The sequence below is a fragment of the Enterobacter sp. BIDMC 30 genome (genome assembly GCF_000534355.1).
In the GTDB taxonomy this organism is placed as follows: Bacteria; Pseudomonadota; Gammaproteobacteria; order Enterobacterales; family Enterobacteriaceae; genus Enterobacter; species Enterobacter ludwigii.
The window spans coordinates 3,947,356-3,963,774 of sequence record NZ_KI973169.1; the positions used below are offsets into that span (position 1 = coordinate 3,947,356).

General features: G+C 53.1%; 15 protein-coding genes. 4 read left to right on the forward strand and 11 right to left on the reverse strand.

Translation table 11 applies throughout. The features are described from left to right. Positions 1-31: 31 nt before the first annotated feature. Positions 32-490: an Lrp/AsnC family transcriptional regulator gene (locus L466_RS03840; RefSeq protein WP_032681554.1), complete on the reverse strand. Its 459-nt coding sequence runs from the start codon at positions 488-490 to the stop codon at positions 32-34. A gap of 115 nt (positions 491-605) precedes the next feature. Between L466_RS03840 and L466_RS03835 the strand changes: the two genes are divergently transcribed. Further along, positions 606-1,652, forward strand: coding sequence for a PLP-dependent cysteine synthase family protein (locus L466_RS03835; protein ID WP_032681555.1), 1,047 nt, complete (start codon positions 606-608; stop codon positions 1,650-1,652). Positions 1,653-1,693: 41 nt separating this feature from the next. Here L466_RS03835 and cof read toward each other — a convergent pair whose 3' ends face one another. Next, on the reverse strand, positions 1,694-2,512 hold the full coding sequence (gene cof, locus L466_RS03830; RefSeq protein ID WP_014168878.1) for an HMP-PP phosphatase: 819 nt from the start codon (positions 2,510-2,512) through the stop codon (positions 1,694-1,696). Between the two features lie 101 nt (positions 2,513-2,613). Between cof and L466_RS03825 the strand changes: the two genes are divergently transcribed. Both L466_RS03825 and queC read left to right on the forward strand, forming a co-directional pair. After that, complete coding sequence (locus L466_RS03825) at positions 2,614-4,314, forward strand: SgrR family transcriptional regulator (protein WP_032681556.1); 1,701 nt, start codon at positions 2,614-2,616, stop codon at positions 4,312-4,314. Between the two features lie 66 nt (positions 4,315-4,380). Next, entirely contained in the window at positions 4,381-5,076 is a 696-nt protein-coding gene (gene queC / locus L466_RS03820; protein WP_014168876.1) for a 7-cyano-7-deazaguanine synthase QueC, read from the forward strand. A gap of 61 nt (positions 5,077-5,137) precedes the next feature. Here queC and L466_RS03815 read toward each other — a convergent pair whose 3' ends face one another. The 9 genes from L466_RS03815 to bolA all read right to left on the reverse strand — a co-directional run bounded on the left by L466_RS03815 (position 5,138) and on the right by bolA (position 15,501). Then, on the reverse strand, positions 5,138-5,536 hold the full coding sequence (locus tag L466_RS03815) for a YbgC/FadM family acyl-CoA thioesterase (protein ID WP_014168875.1): 399 nt from the start codon (positions 5,534-5,536) through the stop codon (positions 5,138-5,140). Positions 5,537-5,635: 99 nt separating this feature from the next. Continuing rightward, positions 5,636-6,016: a helix-hairpin-helix domain-containing protein gene (locus tag L466_RS03810; RefSeq protein WP_032681557.1), complete on the reverse strand. Its 381-nt coding sequence runs from the start codon at positions 6,014-6,016 to the stop codon at positions 5,636-5,638. A 148-nt stretch (positions 6,017-6,164) separates the two neighbouring features. Beyond that, positions 6,165-8,036: a peptidylprolyl isomerase gene (ppiD, locus tag L466_RS03805; protein ID WP_032681559.1), complete on the reverse strand. Its 1,872-nt coding sequence runs from the start codon at positions 8,034-8,036 to the stop codon at positions 6,165-6,167. A gap of 212 nt (positions 8,037-8,248) precedes the next feature. After that, positions 8,249-8,521: a nucleoid-associated protein HU-beta gene (gene hupB / locus L466_RS03800; RefSeq protein ID WP_002444653.1), complete on the reverse strand. Its 273-nt coding sequence runs from the start codon at positions 8,519-8,521 to the stop codon at positions 8,249-8,251. Between the two features lie 210 nt (positions 8,522-8,731). After that, the gene (gene lon / locus L466_RS03795; protein WP_032681560.1) at positions 8,732-11,086 is read right to left on the reverse strand and encodes an endopeptidase La; all 2,355 of its coding nucleotides are present in this window, start codon (positions 11,084-11,086) and stop codon (positions 8,732-8,734) included. Positions 11,087-11,269: 183 nt separating this feature from the next. Continuing rightward, a complete protein-coding gene (gene clpX / locus L466_RS03790) occupies positions 11,270-12,544 on the reverse strand; it encodes an ATP-dependent protease ATP-binding subunit ClpX (protein ID WP_020885209.1) in 1,275 nt (424 codons plus the stop codon). A 126-nt stretch (positions 12,545-12,670) separates the two neighbouring features. Further along, positions 12,671-13,294 (reverse strand): ATP-dependent Clp endopeptidase proteolytic subunit ClpP, encoded by a 624-nt coding sequence (gene clpP, locus L466_RS03785; RefSeq protein WP_020885210.1) that lies wholly within the window; start codon positions 13,292-13,294, stop codon positions 12,671-12,673. 260 nt (positions 13,295-13,554) lie between these two features. After that, positions 13,555-14,853 carry a trigger factor gene (tig, locus tag L466_RS03780; RefSeq protein ID WP_014168868.1) on the reverse strand — a complete coding sequence of 433 codons (1,299 nt, stop codon included), beginning with the start codon at positions 14,851-14,853 and terminating at the stop codon, positions 13,555-13,557. Positions 14,854-15,183: 330 nt separating this feature from the next. Next, entirely contained in the window at positions 15,184-15,501 is a 318-nt protein-coding gene (bolA, locus tag L466_RS03775) for a transcriptional regulator BolA (RefSeq protein WP_013095855.1), read from the reverse strand. Between the two features lie 304 nt (positions 15,502-15,805). Between bolA and L466_RS03770 the strand changes: the two genes are divergently transcribed. After that, entirely contained in the window at positions 15,806-16,384 is a 579-nt protein-coding gene (locus L466_RS03770; RefSeq protein ID WP_014168866.1) for a lipoprotein, read from the forward strand. Positions 16,385-16,419: the final 35 nt, after the last annotated feature.

Genomic DNA, 16,419 nt, shown 5'->3' on the forward strand with positions numbered 1-16,419 from the left:
ATGGATCCGGCTACGCCGGGAAGTTATTCAATTAATCAATGGGTAGTGCTGTGGTGTATTTAATCTGTTCCATGGCGAAGCTCGAGGTGACGTCCGACAAGCCCGGTACGCTGTTCACCAGCCGCTTGTAAAAATCATCATAACGCTTCATGTCTGCCACCTGGACGCGCATCAGATAGTCATACTCTCCCGCCATGCGCCAGAAACCGAGCACCTCCGGCATCTCGGAGACCTGTGTTACGAAGCGGCTGTACCACTCGCTGCTGTGATGTTGGGTTTTTATCAGGACAAATGCCGTCAACCCAAGCCCCAGTTTTTCGGGATCTACAAGTGCGACTCGCCCCAGAAGGATGCCGTCATCTTCAAGCTTCTTGAGGCGCTTCCAGCACGGCGTGGTGGTCAGATTAACGGCATCTGCCAGTGCCTGCAAAGAGAGGGTACAGTCACTTTGCAGTAAAGAAAGCAGCTTACGGTCTATTTTATCTAGCATACCCACCTCACAGAGAAAAATTTTCTCCTTTCATTCTATTTCAAAGGGCATATAGCAACAATTTTTTCTGTGCTTTTCGCTATGCTGGGCACAAAATGACAAACGGATAAATACGATGAATAGCGCCTGGGTTAAACATGCCATCAGCGAAATCAATGCCGACTATCAGCGCTCGGCGGACACCCATCTCATTCGCCTGGCTCTGCCGGGTTTTGCTGGCATCCAGCTGTACCTGAAAGATGAAAGCACCCATCCCACCGGTAGCCTGAAGCATCGCCTGGCGCGTTCGCTCTTTTTATACGGTTTGTGTAACGGCTGGATTAAGGAGGGAACCACGATTATTGAATCCTCCTCCGGTTCAACCGCCGTATCCGAAGCCTACTTTGCCCGCCTGCTGGGCCTGCCGTTTATCGCCGTGATGCCCTCCTGCACCGCGAAACGAAAAATTGAGCAGATCGAATTTTACGGTGGACGCTGCCACTTTGTGGAAAGCGCCTGCGAAATTTACGCCGCGTCTGAAATGCTGGCCCGTGAGCTGAATGGCCACTATATGGACCAGTTCACCTTTGCGGAGCGAGCCACAGACTGGCGCGGCAATAACAACATCGCCGACAGTATTTTCCGCCAGATGACCCACGAACCTCACCCTGTTCCGTCGTACATCGTGATGAGCGCCGGTACTGGCGGCACCTCAGCCACCCTAGGGCGTTACATCCGCTGTCAGGGCTATGATACGCAGCTGATGGTGGTTGATCCGCAGAACTCGGTGTTCCTGGACTACTGGCAAAGCCGCAATGCGGATCTGCGCAGCCCGGTGGGCAGTAAGATTGAAGGAATTGGCCGCCCGCGCGTGGAGCCTTCATTCATTCCGGACGTGGTGGATGAAATGCTCCGCGTGGCGGATGCCGCCAGCGTGGCAACCGCGCACTGGCTGGAGACACAGATTGGCCGTAAAGTCGGTGCATCTACCGGCACCAACATGTGGGGAGCCCTGCAGCTTGCGGCTCGCATGCGTGAAGAGGGGCGCACCGGCTCTATCGTCACCCTGCTCTGCGACAGCGGCGAGCGCTATCTTGAGACCTATTACAATGCGCAGTGGGTTCAGGCAAACATCGGCGATATTGAGCCATGGAAAGCGCAGATTACGCAGCTGGTGAAATAAAAAAAAGCCAGACCGGGGTCTGGCTTGCTGGAAGGGTCTCACTATTCGGGGGAATATGGGAGGTTGTTGTTGTCCAGCCAATGCGTCAAAAAATGAGACACTGCTTCGTTACCGCAGTGTCCGATAACCGGTAGATGGGGAAGCTCTGCCTTCAGCTGCGGCATCGCATTTCCCATGATCAGACCGCGACCAACGCTGCCCAGCATTTCGCGGTCGTTCATGGCGTCGCCAAACGCCATACATTCCTGCATCGTTAAGCCCAAGTGATCGCTCAGTACCGCCAGCGCCGATCCTTTATTACACCCAACCGGCAAAACCTCGAGACAGTCCACCGCTGAAAAGGTCAGGTGCGCCCGGTCGCCTAACGCGTCATTCAGCTGAATGCGTAAGCGACAAAGATCGTCATGATCGCCGCAGAAACAGATCTTCGTCACCGCGTGAGCCGGAATACGGCGCAGATCGATAAGCTGATAGCGGAAACCACTGTAGACATGGGCGTGCAGCAATGCCGGAATGTCATGCCCGGTAAACCAGCCGTTATCGTTAAAGACATGAACGCTGGCCCGGGTGTCCCAGGTGCTGTGCAATACGATATCTGCCACTTCCGGGTTGAGATCCTGACGGTGGAGAACATCGCCTTCGACAGAGTGAATGCGCGTCCCATTGCCGGTAATAAGAAAAGCATCCAGGGAAAACGCCCCCAGCAAATGGCGCATCTCCAGCACATGACGGCCGGTGGCAAACGTCAGGGTGACATCACGTTCGTGCAGGCGCTTCAGGGTACTCAGGGTTTTCTCACCCAGACGGTGATCCGGCATTAACAACGTACCGTCCATATCAAACGCAGCGAGACGAGCCATGATTACTCCTGAAATGTGATGCGGTTAACTTGTGCATCAGTATTGCGTGAGATATACGGAAGTAATAGTGAATAGATGATAATTATTGTTCAGGGTTTCTCATGCGCCAGCTTAACCGACTCAACCAGTACCACCGTTTGTGGCAGCCTTCCGCTGGCGCGACGCAGCAGGCCACCATCAGCGAGCTGGCCGCCCGCTGCTTTTGCAGCGAACGGCATGTCCGTACGTTACTGCGTCAGGCGCAGGAGGCGGGCTGGCTTAGCTGGCGAGCGCAGTCTGGCCGCGGTAAGCGTGGGGAGCTGACTTTCCACGTCACCCCGGAGTCACTGCGCAATGCGATGATGGAAGAGGCACTGAAGCGTGGGCAGCAGCATAACGCGCTTGAGCTGGCCCAGCTGGCACCGGAGGAGCTGCGGTCACTGCTTCATCCGTTTTTAGGCGGCCAGTGGCAAAACGATACGCCGACGCTGCGCATTCCCTATTACCGCTCGCTGGATCCACTGCATCCCGGCTTTTTACCCGGTCGGGCGGAACAGCATCTGGCAGGACAGGTCTTTTCCGGGCTGACGCGTTTTCACGGTAACAGCAGCGAACCGACGGGCGATCTTGCCCATCACTGGGACGTGTCGGAGGACGGACTGCGCTGGCATTTTTATATTCGCTCCACGCTTCACTGGCATAACGGTGATAAAGTCGAAACGGCCCAGTTACAGGAGAGTCTGAATGCGATGTTGACGCTCCCGGCCATGCACAGGCTTTTTCAGAGCGTGCTGCGCATTGAAGTTACCCATCCGCAGTGTCTGACGTTTATTTTACACAAGCCCGACTACTGGCTGGCGCATCGGCTGGCAACCTATTGCAGCCGTGTGGCGCACCCGGCACAACCGATGACAGGCAGCGGACCTTTCAGGCTCACCGCGTATAAGCCGGATCTGGTTCGTCTGGAAAGCCATGAGCAGTATCACCTTAACCACCCGCTACTGAAGGCAATCGAGTTCTGGATCACCCCTCAGCTATTTGATCAGGGTCTTGGAACCAGCTGCCGGCATCCGGTACAAATCGCCATCGGGGAGCCTGACGAACTGACCCGTTTGCGGCTGGTGAGTAACAGCATCAGCCTGGGGTTTTGCTACCTCACGCTGAAGCGCAGCCCGCGTCTTAGCGAAATGCAGGCAAGACGCCTTATCAACATCATTCATCTCTCAACGCTTCTGCATACTCTTCCTCTGGATGAGGGGCTTATCACCCCAACGCAGGAGTTGCTGCCGGGCTGGCGTATTCCTGAGTGGCCGGATCTCACGGATGTCCCTTTGCCTGAGACGCTGACCCTGATTTACCATCTGCCCGTCGAGTTACATACCATGGCGAGTCAGCTAAAAGCGTATCTTTCCCGCCAGGGCTGCGCGTTAACGGTCATCTTTCACGATGCCAAAACGTGGGACGGATGTCAGCATCTTGCCGACGCGGACCTCATGATGGGAGACAGGCTGATTGGCGAAGCACCGGAATACACCCTTGAGCAGTGGCTTCGCTGCGATGCGCTATGGCCGCACCTGCTGAGCGCGCCGCAACATGCCCATCTGCAGGCGACACTGGATGCCGTTCAGACTCAGGCTGACGAGCATGCCCGGCATCGCGGGCTGAAAGCTATTTTTACCCAACTCATGGAGAGCGCGGTGCTGACGCCGTTGTTTAACTACCAGTACCAAATCAGCGCGCCCCCGGGAGTCAATGGCATACGGCTTAACACCCGCGGCTGGTTCGATTTCACCGAAGCCTGGCTCCCGGCCCCCAAATCGTGAAGAAGCTGGTCGTCGCCGTAGTCAGACGGTAACATGATGTTTTTACCGTAACTGTCGAGATGATTTATGAAACGTGCCGTCGTCGTGTTCAGCGGAGGACAAGATTCCACTACCTGCCTGGTTCAGGCGCTTCATCAGTACGATGAGGTTCACTGTGTCACTTTCGATTATGGTCAGCGACATCGCGCTGAAATCGACGTCGCCCGTGAACTGGCGCTGAAACTGGGCGCGCGCGCGCATAAGGTGCTGGACGTTACGCTGTTAAATGAACTGGCCGTCAGTAGCCTCACCCGCGACAGTATTCCCGTTCCTGACTATGAACCTGATGCCAGCGGCATTCCGAACACCTTTGTGCCAGGCCGCAACATTCTCTTCCTGACGCTGACGGCGATCTACGCCTACCAGGTGAAAGCCGAAGCGGTGATCACGGGTGTGTGTGAAACCGACTTCTCCGGGTACCCTGACTGCCGTGACGAGTTCGTGAAGGCTCTCAACCACGCCGTAAATCTGGGGATGGCAAAAGAGACGCGCTTTGAAACGCCACTGATGTGGCTTGATAAAGCGGAAACCTGGGCGCTGGCAGACTACTGGGGCAAACTGGACATGGTTCGCAGCGAAACCCTTACCTGCTACAACGGCATTAAAGGTGATGGTTGTGGCCAGTGTGCGGCCTGTAATCTGCGCGCAAACGGGCTGAATCACTATCTGGCCGATAAAGCGGGCGTGATGTCGGCGATGAAGAAAAAAACCGGGCTCAAATGAGCCTCTTTTGACCGTGCTGGCGAACAGAATATCGACAGCACGGGTCATGAACACAACGCGTCTAGACGATCATCAACTGCAGTTTTTCCCGCAACTCCCCTTCCAGCGGCAACGCTTTCTGGGTTTTCAGATCAATACAGACAAAGGTGATCAGCGCGTCGGCAACGGCCTGGCCTTCAGGATCCAGCGTCACCGCCTGGGTTAACACACCGCTCTTGCCGTTTAACTGTTGAAGCTGGCTGGTGATGGTCAGCACATCTCCCAGCACGGCCGGACGACGGTAGTTGATATTGATGTTGACGACCACGAACGCGATGTTGTGCGCGGTCATCCACTGAAAGCTTTCGCTGCTTTCCAGACCGTCCCAGCGCGCTTCTTCAAGAAACTCAAGATAACGGGCGTTGTTGACGTGCTGGTAAACATCGATGTGGTAGCCGCGTACTTTGATTTTTGTCTGCATAGCGCAATAGCCTTTACTGTTGTTATAGGATAAGAGGTCATGACTGGTATGACCTCTTTATCCTGGCAAAATTTTGCCGCCGTGCAAGTAATTATGTGATTACAACGTCAGGTGTGAGAGGTTGCGCTCAACCAGCGCTCCGCCCATACCGGGTACTTGCTTAAGATCGTCAACCGTTTTGAAAGGACCGTACTCTTCGCGATAGCTGACTATCGCCTGCGCTTTTTTTAGCCCTACGCCATTCATCACCCGGGCGAGATCCTCTGCCGATGCCGAATTGATACTGACTCGCGTACCGTCATCATCCGCGCTTTTTCCGGCATCCGTGGCTTTCGTCTGGCCAGCTGCGGGTGCCGCTGCGTCAGGCCTGGTTTGCACCGCCGGTGTTTTCGCCGCGGGTGTCGTCGCCAGCGCACCTGCGCTCATCCCGGTGGTGGCAATCGCCAGAGTAATGAACAGAGCCTTGATTCCACATTTCATGCTGTTATCTCCTTGTTTGTTGACAGCCAGGCCACAATATCCAGCGTTATAACCCGGCACAAACGGCAGATTGCAGAAATGGAAAAGGCCGCGAAAGCGGCCTTTAGTTATTGCAGAGCGTTACGAAAATATGCGAGCAAATACGTAATTATTGCTGCTGAGTCATCACGTCACCGAGCTTGATTTTGGCTTCTGTGCGCAGGTTGCTCATCATCGCTTCGAAAGCAATCTGGGCATTGTTCTGGGTAATACCCTGCACCATCGCTTTCTTCTGCTCTTCAGGCATCGTGCCTGCTTTCACATCGTCCAGCGCGAGCAGAACGACGTTACCCTGCATATCGGTAGTGGTACCGAAGCTTGGTTTGTCCTTCGCAGGCAGGCTCAGACCGAACGCTGCCTGACTGACAGGATCCTGACCGGTACGGCTCAGCGTTTTTGGCTCACCGAAGCTCAGACCTGCCGCTTTCAGCGCATCCTGTTTACCCGCTTTCAGGTCAACCAGAATCTTCTCAGCATCCAGTTTTGCCTGCTGTTCCGCTTTGTTGTGCTTAACCTGAGCAACCACCTGATCTTTCACTTCTGCCAGCGGTTTAATCGCTTCTGGTTTGTGCTCGCTGACGCGAAGAACAAACGCACGATCGCCGTCGACGGTAATGATGTCAGAGTTGCTGCCCGGCGTGCCGTTCTCGCCAACCAGACCACCGTTGAAGATGGCATCAGCAACCGGTTTGAAATTCAGCTCTTCCGGCAGGTTGTTACGACCGAACCAGCCGGTCTCAACCGCTTTCACCCCTGCAGCCTGCTCAGCACCCGCCAGAGATTCGTTGTCGTTGCTGGCAGCATCACTGACTTTCTGTTGCAGCGCGTAGTATGCATCCAGCGCTTTTTCCTGCTTCACTTTCGCTGTGATATCATCGCGAACGTCAGCCAGCGGCTTGGTTTTCGCGGCCTCGATGTCATCCAGACGCGCCACCAGGAAACCAACGGAAGATTTAATGACACCCGAAAGCTGGCCTTTGTCTTTCAGACCGGCATTTTTCAGTTCGTCAGGCGTGGTGCTCTCTTCCAGCCAGCCCATATCACCGCCGTTTTTAGCAGAGATAATATCGGTGGATTTCGCTTTCGCGAGGGAGGCGAAATCAGCACCCTTATTCAGCTCATCCAGCACGGCTTTGGCGTCTGCCTCAGTTTTGGTCTGGATCACGCTGTAGCGGTTACGCTGCGGCTGAGTGAATTGATCCTGATGCTGATCGTAATAAGACTGAATTTCCGCGTCAGAGGCTGTTTCCTGCAGCGCGGCAGCATCCAGCTTGATGTAGCTCACACGGAACTGTTCTGGAGCAACGAAGTTATTCTTGTTCTGCTCGTAATAGGCGTTAATGTCCGCGTCGCTAACCTGCTGCTTCGCCGCCAGAGCATTCACATCGATGGTCGCTTCACGTACCACGCGCTGCTGTGCAACCAGGGCTGCCAGCTCTTCCGTCTCACCTTTGAGCATGAAATCAGTGCCAACAACGGCATTGATAAGCTGTTGGGTTGTCAGTTGATTACGCAGAGCCTGAGCGTATTGATCGGCAGTCATGCCCATCTGATTAATGATGCCGTTGTAACGCGCATTGTCGAATTTGCCGTTAGACTGGAATGCCTGAGTCGATAAGATGGCTTTTTTAACCTGCTCATCGCTGATGCCGAGGCCCAGTTTTTTCGCGTATTGATCCAGCAGCGCTTCGTCGATCAGACGGTTCAGGGTCTGTTGGCGCAGGGATTTCATATACCCTTCGTTTGCCGCGAGTTCAGAGAATTGGTCGCCCAGCTGTTGCTGCATACGGTTACGTTCACCGGCAAAAGCATTCTCGAACTGACCGCGGCTGATCTCCTGGCCATTCACTTTTGCGGCATAGTTCGCGCCACCGCCGATAAGGTAACTGCTCACGCCGGTCAATATGAACGACACGATAATGATACCGAAAATAATCTTGAGCACGAGACTGTTAGCAGCCGTGCGTAAGCTGTCCATCATGGTGTAACAACACTCCGCTGTAGGTGACTGGTTACCTGACGCTAACGGAAAATCCTGCCCGTCGCGCGTAAAGGCGTATTGTGACAAGAAAACGGTGCGATTGTCAGCCCACAACTCGCATAAACTCGCACAAATCAGGCCTGGACAAACAAAAAAGGCACATCAAATGATGCGCCCTTGTACTATTCGGCTTCCCTGAGATGGGAAAGCAATCAGTTTACTGCGTCTTTCAGCGCTTTACCTGCACGGAAACCCGGCACTTTAGCGGCAGCAATGGTGATCTCTTTACCGGTCTGAGGGTTGCGGCCAGTACGGGCAGCACGCTCTTTAACAGCAAAAGTACCGAAGCCTACCAGTGCAACGTCGTCCCCAGCCTGCAGAGATTCAGTAACAGAAGCAATTAATGCATCTAACGCACGTCCAGCTGCAGCTTTAGAAATATCAGCACCAGCAGCAATTTTGTCAATCAGTTGAGATTTATTCACTGTTCTCTTCCTCTCTTTATAATTTATATCGCGCCTGAATCCTTCACAACGCGACCGCGCAGCAGTTATATCAGGCCTGCCATGACCTTACAACACCCGTTGTTGATGGCTGGCCTAATCAGCAATCTAAATTAGCTATACAAAAAAAGGCTGGCAAGTGCGAAATGACTTACCAGCCTTACTTTTATTGACGCTCTTTGCGCGAGGTCACTATTTTGCGGTTACAACCTGCATTCCGGAAGGTTCATTCTGCAGGGCGAGAGTCAGAACTTCCTCAATTCGCTTCACAGGATGAATCTGCAGATCGGCAATCACGTTGTCCGGAATCTCTTCCAGATCGCGTTTATTTTCGTAAGGGATCAATACGGTTTTGATCCCACCACGGTGTGCCGCCAGCAGTTTTTCTTTTAACCCACCGATTGGCAGCACCTGGCCACGCAACGTGATCTCACCGGTCATTGCCACATCGGCACGCACCGGGTTGCCGGTAAGGCAGGAAACCAGTGCGGTACACATGGCAATACCTGCGCTTGGGCCATCTTTCGGCGTTGCCCCTTCAGGCACGTGCACGTGGATATCGCGTTTCTCGTAGAAATCAGGGTTGATGCCCAATTTCTCCGCACGCGCGCGTACCACGGTCAGCGCGGCCTGAATCGACTCCTGCATCACTTCACCCAGAGAGCCGGTGTAGGTCAGCTTGCCTTTACCCGGGACACAGGCGGTTTCAATGGTCAGCAGATCGCCACCCACTTCCGTCCATGCCAGACCGGTGACCTGGCCCACGCGGTTTTCATTGTCCGCGCGACCATAGTCAAAGCGCTGAACGCCCAGATAGGCATGCAGGTTGTCGCCATTGATCACGATGTGTTTCAGGCTCTTATCCAGCAGCAGCTGTTTAACCGCCTTACGGCACAGTTTAGAGATTTCGCGCTCAAGGCTACGCACGCCCGCTTCACGGGTGTAGTAGCGGATGATGCCAATAATCGCGCTGTCCTCAACGGTCAGCTCGTTGGCTTTCAGCGCGTTACGCTCAATCTGCTTCGGCAGCAGGTGCCGTTTCGCAATGTTCAGTTTTTCGTCTTCGGTATAACCGGAGAGACGAATCACTTCCATACGGTCCAGCAGCGGCGCCGGAATGTTCATGGAGTTCGAGGTCGCGACAAACATGACATCGCTCAGGTCGTAATCCACTTCGAGGTAGTGATCGCTGAACGCCACGTTCTGTTCTGGATCAAGAACTTCCAGCAAAGCAGACGCCGGATCGCCACGCATGTCCGAAGACATTTTGTCGATCTCATCGAGCAGGAACAGCGGGTTTTTAACGCCCACTTTCGCCATCTTCTGGATCAGTTTACCCGGCATAGAACCGATGTAGGTACGACGGTGACCTCGGATCTCCGCTTCATCGCGTACGCCACCCAGCGCCATACGGATATACTTACGGCCGGTCGCTTTGGCGATGGACTGACCCAGAGAGGTTTTCCCTACCCCCGGTGGTCCCACCAGGCACAGAATCGGGCCTTTGATTTTGTTCACACGGCTTTGGACTGCGAGGTACTCAAGAATGCGGTCTTTCACGCGCTCAAGGCCGTAGTGGTCGGTATCCAGGATCTCCTGCGCCTGACGCAGGTCTTTTTTGACCTTGCTGCGGGCATTCCAGGGAACCTGAACCATCCATTCGATATAGCCACGCACGACGGTCGCTTCAGCCGACATTGGAGACATCATTTTCAGCTTCTGCAGTTCTGCTTCGGTTTTCTCTTTGGCCTCTTTCGGCATTTTCGCCGCGTCGATCTTACGCTTCAGCGCTTCGTTTTCGTCCGGCGCGTCATCCATCTCGCCGAGCTCTTTCTGAATGGCTTTCATTTGCTCATTCAGATAGTACTCACGCTGAGATTTCTCCATCTGCTTTTTAACGCGGTTACGAATACGCTTCTCAACCTGCAGCAGATCGATTTCAGACTCCATCATCGCCATCAGATATTCCAGACGTTCGTTAACGTCGGACATCTCCAGAACGGACTGTTTGTCAGCCAGCTTCAGCGGCATGTGTGCAGCGATGGTGTCCGCCAGACGCGCAGGATCGTCGATGCTGTTCAGCGACGTCAGCACTTCTGGTGGGATTTTCTTGTTCAGCTTGATATAGCCTTCGAACTGGCTAATCGCGGTGCGCACCAGCACTTCCTGCTCGCGCTCATCCAGCTGAGGAGATTCAAGGTACTCTGCCTTGGCAGAGAAATGCTCGCCATCGTCAGACAGGGTGGTAATACGCGCACGCTGCAAGCCTTCTACCAGCACCTTAACGGTGCCGTCAGGCAGCTTCAGCATCTGCAAAATAGAGGCCACGGTCCCGACGGTGAAAAGATCGTTTACACCCGGCTCATCCGTTGATGCTTCTTTCTGCGCCACCAGCATGATTTTTTTATCATGATCCATGGCGGCTTCGAGGCAACGGATAGATTTTTCCCGCCCTACAAATAAGGGTATGACCATGTGCGGATAAACCACCACATCGCGCAACGGCAATACGGGGATTTCAATGCGTTCAGAACGCTCAGGATTCATAGAGCTCTCTCTTAGTTTAGTGTCCGCCAGGTAAACTGGTCATGTCACTGTGCTTCACATAACCATTAACATGTATCCAGTATATGGGGATGTTTCCCACACATTCAACGCCGCGTATACGGAAAAATAAAAGGGGAGATAAAATCCCCCCTTTTTGATTAACTGCTTGTATGATTTGGTGAATTATTCGCCAGATGCCTGTTGCGCTTCCGGCTTGCCATAAATCAGCAATGGCTTGGTCTGGCCGCTAATGACCGACTCATCAATCACCACTTTCTCAACATCTTCCATCGACGGCAGATCGTACATGGTGTCAAGCAGCGCCGCTTCCACGATAGAACGCAGGCCACGCGCACCGGTTTTACGGATCATCGCTTTCTTGGCAATCGCGTCCAGCGCTTCGTCACGGAATTCCAGCTCAACGCCTTCCAGATTGAACAGCGCCTGATACTGCTTGGTCAGCGCATTTTTCGGCTCTTTCAGGATCTGGATCAGCGCGTCTTCACTCAGTTCGTTCAGCGTTGCCACAACAGGCAGACGGCCAATGAACTCAGGAATCAGACCAAACTTGATCAAGTCTTCTGGCTCAACCTGTGACAGCAGCTCGCCTTCGTTCGGCTTTTCGGATGAGGCTTTCACCGTCGCGCCAAAACCAATGCCGGAGCCGGTTTCAACACGGTGAGAGATCACTTTATCCAGACCGGCAAACGCACCACCACAGATGAACAGGATCTTGGACGTATCAACCTGCAGGAACTCCTGCTGAGGATGTTTACGGCCACCCTGCGGTGGAACGGCTGCAACCGTACCTTCGATCAGCTTCAGCAGCGCCTGCTGCACGCCCTCACCCGATACGTCACGGGTGATGGACGGGTTGTCAGATTTACGGGAGATCTTGTCGATCTCATCGATGTAAACAATCCCGCGCTGCGCTTTCTGTACATCGTAATCGCATTTCTGCAGCAGTTTCTGGATGATGTTTTCTACGTCCTCACCCACATAACCGGCTTCGGTCAGGGTGGTGGCATCGGCCATTGTGAACGGAACATCCAGCAGACGCGCCAGCGTTTCAGCCAGCAGCGTTTTACCGGAACCGGTTGGGCCGATCAGCAGAATATTACTTTTACCCAGTTCTACGCCATTGCTGGTATCACCGTTACGCAGGCGTTTGTAGTGGTTGTATACCGCCACGGCGAGCACTTTTTTCGCCTGCTCCTGACCGATGACATAGTCGTCAAGATGATGACGAATTTCATGCGGCGTTGGCAGCGCGCTGCGCTCGCGGTGAGGTGCTACTTCTTTAATCTCTTCGCGAATAATGTCGTTACATAAGTCAACACATTCGTCGCAGATATACACGGACGGCCCGGCAATCAGTTTACGCACTTCATGCTGGCTTTTGCCGCAAAAAGAGCAGTACAGCAGTTTGCCCGAACCATCTTTGCGTTTATCTGTCATGAGTCCAAACCTCTTTTTAAGTTCTTTGTGCCGCACATGACGACGCAAATGCCATTTTCAGACGCAAGCTGCTTTTAGCAACATGCCGCCCTACCTGAGTATAGCGGCACACTCGCGTCACGGGCATCAATTACGATGGGTCAAAACGGAGTCGACTAAGCCGTACTCAACAGCCTCAGAGGCAGAGAGGAAACGATCGCGCTCGGTATCGCGCTCGATCTGCTCAAGAGATTGACCCGTATGCTGCGCCATAAGTTCATTCATGCGCGCTTTTACTTTCAGAATTTCGCGGGCGTGGATTTCAATATCCGTCGCCTGCCCCTGATAACCCCCCAGCGGCTGGTGAATCATCACGCGGGAATTTGGCAGGCAGAAACGCTTACCTTTAGCCCCTGCGGTTAACAGGAACGCACCCATAGATGCAGCCTGACCCATACAGATAGTGCTGACATCTGGCTTGATGAATTGCATGGTGTCATAAATGGACATACCTGCCGTGATCACGCCGCCCGGGGAGTTAATGTACAGGTAAATGTCTTTTTCCGGGTTTTCCGCTTCCAGAAACAGCATCTGCGCCACGATCAGGTTAGCCATGTGGTCTTCCACCTGGCCGGTCAAAAAGATAACGCGCTCCTTGAGCAGACGGGAATAGATATCAAAAGAACGCTCACCACGTGAGGTCTGTTCAATAACCATTGGCACCAGAGCCATATGGGGTGCAAAGTTATCTCGTTCGCCACTGTATGACATTTCCGTCTCCTGGATCAAAATTGAAAACACCTGCTGTACTGATTGTAACCTTACGGACGGATTATCAGCCAGTCTCAATCATCGTGATTACACACTTATGGGGTTCATACTGCCCTATTTCAAGCATAACAACCTTTTGTTGTTACGCTAACACTGAAAGGGCGTTTTAGCACTCTTCCTGGGGTAAAGCCGTGATAAAAAAAACCCGTCGCCGGAAGGCAACGGGTTTTTTGTTCAAACTTTAAACCCTGGGGGCGAAATTACGCCTGCTGGTTCATCAGTTCGTTGAAAGAGGTCGCTTTTTCGGTCACTTTCGCTTTCGCCAGTACCGCTTCAACAGCCTGCTCTTCCAGTGCAACATTGCGCATGTTGTCCATCAGCTCTTTGTTCTTACCGTAGAACTCGATCACTTCTGATGGATCTTCGTATGCAGAAGCCATCTCTTCGATCAGGCCTTTCACACGCTCTTCGTCAGCTTTCAGCTCGTGGGTACGAATCACTTCGCCCAGCAGCAGGCCAACAACAACGCGGCGTTTAGCTTGCTCTTCGAACAGCTCGCGTGGCAGTTCCATCGCTTGCTGCTGGTTGCCACCGAAACGCTGTGCAGCCTGACGGCGCAGAACGTCGATTTCGCTGTCAATCAGGGCAGCCGGAACGTCGATTTCGTTCGCTTTTACCAGACCGTCAATCGCCTGAGATTTCACACGGTTACGTACAGCGCCGTTCAGCTCACGTTCCATGTTTTTACGCACTTCGGTACGCAGACCGGCTACAGAACCATCTTCCACGCCGAAACGCTTGATGAATTCTTCAGTCAGTTCAGGCAGTTCGCGCTCTTCAACTTTCTTCAGGTTGATAACGAACTTCGCTGCTTTACCTTTCAGGTTTTCAGCGTGGTACTCTTCCGGGAAGGTCACGTCGATGGTGAACTCTTCGCCCGCTTTGTGACCTTTGATACCGTCTTCGAAGCCTGGGATCATACGACCCTGGCCCATTGCCAGTACGAAGTCAGACGCTTTGCCGCCTTCGAACTCTTCGCCGTCTACAGAACCGGTGAAGTCGATGGTCACACGGTCTTCCGCGTCAACAGCACCTTCTTTCTCTTTCCAGTTCGCCTGCTGCTTACGCAGAGTGTCCAGCATGCCGTCAACGTCTTCGTCAGTCACGGAAACAACAGGTTTTTCAACTTCGATAGATTCCAGACCTTTCAGCTCAACTTCCGGGTACACTTCGAACTCTACGGAGTAGGTGAAGTCTTCGCCCTGTTTGTATTCGCCTGGAACGTAATTCGGCGCACCGGCCGGATTAATTTTTTCTTTGATGATTGCATCAATAAAGTTGCGGCTCATCAGTTCACCCAGCACATCCTGACGCACGGAAGCGCCATAACGCTGAGCAACAACATTCATCGGTACTTTGCCCTTACGGAAGCCGTCAATACGTACTTTTTTTGCTACGTTGACCAGCTCGCTTTTCACAGCAGTTTCGATGCTGTCAGCAGCGATAGTAATCGTTACACGGCGGCCAAGGCCTTGAGTGGTTTCAACTGAAACTTGCATCTTGTTACCTCAAAAAAATCACAGTGCTCGGTCAACTCTGAATCTGTCTGTTATACCGGGATGCTCTCTTAGTGCAGATTCACATTCCCTGTCGCCAGAATCATCCCGAAGACATTCATTAAGACGCGGCATTATAGCGGCATCACTTAGGTGAGTCGAGAACGGTTGGGGCATGTTGCTGCGGCTTTTTTCACACTTTAAGGCTATTTTTAGCCTTAAAAACGCTCCATCCGCTCAAAACTCAGACAAAACAAAACGGCCCGGAGGCCGTTTTGAGGAAATCTGTATGCAACATACTGGAAAAGCTCCAGCCGTTGCAAATCCGATTTATCAGGCGATGGTGCCTGCGCCGCGACACGGCGGCGATGCAAATACCGTATCCTGCAAGCCTTCCCATTCCTTAATGGTATAGGTGTGCAATGCCAGCGCATGTACGGTTGTGGAGAGTTCTTCCGTCAAGGTGCTGTAGATCAAGCGATGTCGGTTCAGGAAACGTTCTCCCGTGAAGCGATCGCTGACCAGAACCACTTTAAAGTGGCTTTCAGAACCTGCCGGCACGTTATGACGATAGCTTTCGTCGACGACTTCGAGGAACACAGGGTTGAACGCTGCCCTTAATTTATCTTCTATCTGTTCACGTATCATCATGAAATCACTCCTCCGACAACGCCAGGATGTCACCCATCCCTTTAAATATTAGCCGCTTTTACCGTTTCCATTACAACAAGACAACAAATATTTAGCTTTCGTCTTATTTTCTCATTCAGACGAATGAAGTTCACTGTGAGACTCATACCTTTTGACCTTCGCGCGTGGAGAAAAAGGCGGGGCTGGTCAGTTTTCGGACAAGGCGATGAATTTACATGCGTTGACCACTTCCCCTGGCCGTTAGCGATGTTATGATGGCGGCAATTTTTCTCTGTAATGCTTACGATTCGTTGAGAACCTGAAAATGTTAAAAAAACTCTTCTTTCCGTTGGTAGCACTTTTTATGCTGGCAGGCTGCGCTACCCCGCCTACAACCATTGATGTCTCCCCTAAGATTACCCTGCCTCAGCAGGATCCTAGCCTGATGGGCGTAACCGTGAGCATTAACGGTGCCGATCAGCGTCAGGATCAAGCCCTGGCTAAAGTGACCCGCGACAACCAGCAGGTAACATTGACCGCCTCACGCGACCTGCGCTTCCTGCTGCAGGAAGTGCTTGAGAAACAGATGACTTCCCGCGGCTATATGATTGGCCCAAGCGGTGCGGTTGATCTGCAGATCATCGTGAACAACCTGTACGCTGACGTGTCCCAGGGTAACGTTCGCTACAACATCTCCACCAAAGCGGATATCGCCATCATCGCGACCGCGAAGAACGGCAACAAGATGACCAAAAACTACCGTGCGAGCTACTCTGTTGAAGGCGCGTTCCAGGCGTCCAACAAAAATATTGCTAACGCGGTTAACAGCGTGCTGACTGACACCATTTCCGATATGGCGCAGGACACCAGCATCCACGACTTCATCAAGCAAAACGCGCGTTAATCCCGCTTCCTGACCCGGTGTTTCACCGGGTCAGC